This is a genomic window from Stieleria sp. (genome assembly GCF_041595215.1).
GTDB lineage: Bacteria > Planctomycetota > Planctomycetia > Pirellulales > Pirellulaceae > Stieleria > Stieleria magnilauensis.
The window spans coordinates 1-2,298 of the sequence record NZ_JBFHKV010001236.1 but is presented as its reverse complement, the minus strand read 5'-3'; the positions used below and the strand labels follow the sequence as shown (position 1 = coordinate 2,298).

Sequence of the window (2,298 nt, the reverse complement as noted above, 5' to 3'; positions counted from 1 at the left end):
CTCGCCGCTCCGCTCGGTCAGCTCGAACCGGCTCAACCAAGCCTCGTCCTCGGGCGGATGGACGACTTCATCGTTGGCGATTTCGCTGCTGTCGGTGACCCGCGGTTCTTCCCCGGGCGCCACCTCCGCGGTGTAGACCACCTCTTCAGGCCCCGGCCCCGCGGGCGCCGAACGTTGGCGAAGCGTGCGGCCCACCAATCCCAAAATGATTCCCACGAACAAGATCGCGGCGATGTTTGACGCGGTTCTCATAGATCACCAAAAGACACGAATCGTAACAACCGCCAAGACGGCGGGCAGCACCAACAACGAGGACCGCAGCAATCGGCGTGCGGTCACGTCCGTTCGGCTCCGCGCGAAACGGATCGATGCCTTCAACATCGGGACCGTGGCGGCCAACACCGCGACGCTGCACACGATGGCGGGAACGATCCCCGGCGACAGACAACACAACACGACGCCGCAAACGATGACCGCGAGCGACCCCACGATGCTTTGAATCGCCGCAGAGATCCCGGTCGGCTCGACCGTCGTCGACATGCAGAATCCGGCCTGTTCATACTGGCGTCGGTACAGCCATGCGATGGCCATGAAATGCGGATATTGCCAAGCAGCCAACACGCCGAACAACAACCATCCGGTCTCGTCGGCCAACGAACCGCCCAGTGCCGTGTAGCCGATCAACATCGGCAATGCACCGGCGATCGCTCCGACCGTCGTGTTCCAGGACGTCCGGGTTTTCATCGGCGTGTACAGAAACACGTACAACAACCAGGTCGCCAACCCCACACCGGCCGGCGTCAATGAGAACCCCATCCACAAGATCGCCAACCCCAGCGTGCCCATGGACGCGGTAAACGCCGTCGCCATGCCGGTCGACATCCGAGCCGACGGCAGCGGACGCACCGCGGTGCGCGGCATGTTGCGGTCGATCACGCGTTCCCAGATCTGGTTCGCCCCGCCGGCACTGCCGGCAACCATCCCGGTGCCCAACAGCAACAAGGCGAGCGTACCGAGCGAAACCGGTCCGCCGGCTGCGATCATTGCTGTGGCGACCGTCGTCACCAAGATCATCACGACGATCCGCGGCTTGGTCAGCTGAATCAGATCAGAAACCAACACGCGCATCGACACCTCCGCCTGGTCCACCATCTGATTCAATGCCGGTGTTGCCTGGGCCGTCACTTCCATGCGTCGAGTCGCTTCCCTGCGTTGTGCCGGCAGATCGAGGACGGCCGTTGCCGAACCACATTCCCGGGCTGCAGTGTACGGGGCACTGACACCTCGGCGATCGGTTTCATAGCGGGAATCGGTGGCAAGGACGTTGCTGGACATAAATGATTAAACGGGGGTGGCAAGCGTTCGCTGACGTAAAACTTGAACCAGGATCACCGCCGCCGTCGCCAGAATCAGCGACCCGACCGCGACATGCGCGGTCACGATGATCGAATCCACGAATCCCTTTGAGCGAACCAAAAAGCCTTCGCCAAACGGAAGAAACTCCAAAACGCTCGGCCAACCGTAAGTGACAATCCATGTCCCGGTGCCGAGCAAGATTTGACAGCCCACAAACCATATCAGCCAACCGGCCGGCCTGGACAGCGTCAAATCGCCGCAGCGACGCACCAAAACGAACAAAACCGGCGTCAACAACCACAAACCGAAAGCAGTGACGATGTGGACCGCCACAATCAGCGTGAAGGTTCCCGGGGTGGTCAACGGCTGGACATGTCGCAGCTGCGCCCCCAGGACCAACTGCAAATAGCTCAACAGCACGGGCACCGACGCCAACGCGACGACCCAGCGGCCGAGCGGCTTGACCGATTCGGCGCCCTGTGCCGCCCGTTTCGCCGTCAGCTTGCGGTCCCACCAACGACGGCTGGTCACCGAGGCGGCGATGCAGCACAAGGCAAACACGACGGGGCCGAAACAGCCATGAATCATCGCGGTGGTTCGATCGCTTAACAACACGCGGACTCCGCCCAACGCACCTTGCGAAATCACGGCGACCAGGATCCCGACGGTCAGCCAGACGACCGGGCGACGATCTTCGCGCCGAATCGCCGCAATCACCATCGCGATCGCCACCAAACCGACGACCGCCCCCAACAGCCGGTGGCCGTGTTCGATAAACAGGTCAAACGGACCGTACAACCAAGTCGACAGCGGGTACAAAAATAGGTTGTATCCGTAAGTCCCAGGCCAATCGGGAACCGCCATCCCCGCGTCGTACGTGGTCACCAAACCGCCGACCCAAATCAACGGCCAGACCAGACACACCGACAACACCGCCAAGCG

At 61.9% G+C, this 2,298-nt stretch carries 2 protein-coding genes and 1 pseudogene; all 3 read right to left on the bottom strand.

Annotation, left to right across the window (positions count from 1 at the left end; genetic code table 11):
* A pseudogene (locus ABX749_RS30040) lies at positions 1 to 252 on the bottom strand (SCO family protein); the annotation flags it as partial.
* A 3-nt stretch (positions 253 to 255) separates the two neighbouring features.
* Positions 256 to 1,335 (bottom strand): heme o synthase, encoded by a 1,080-nt coding sequence (gene cyoE, locus ABX749_RS30035; RefSeq protein ID WP_372899278.1) that lies wholly within the window; start codon positions 1,333 to 1,335, stop codon positions 256 to 258.
* A gap of 6 nt (positions 1,336 to 1,341) precedes the next feature.
* Positions 1,342 to 2,298 (bottom strand): heme A synthase (locus ABX749_RS30030; RefSeq protein ID WP_372899277.1); only part of this gene is annotated, 957 nt, incomplete at its 5' end.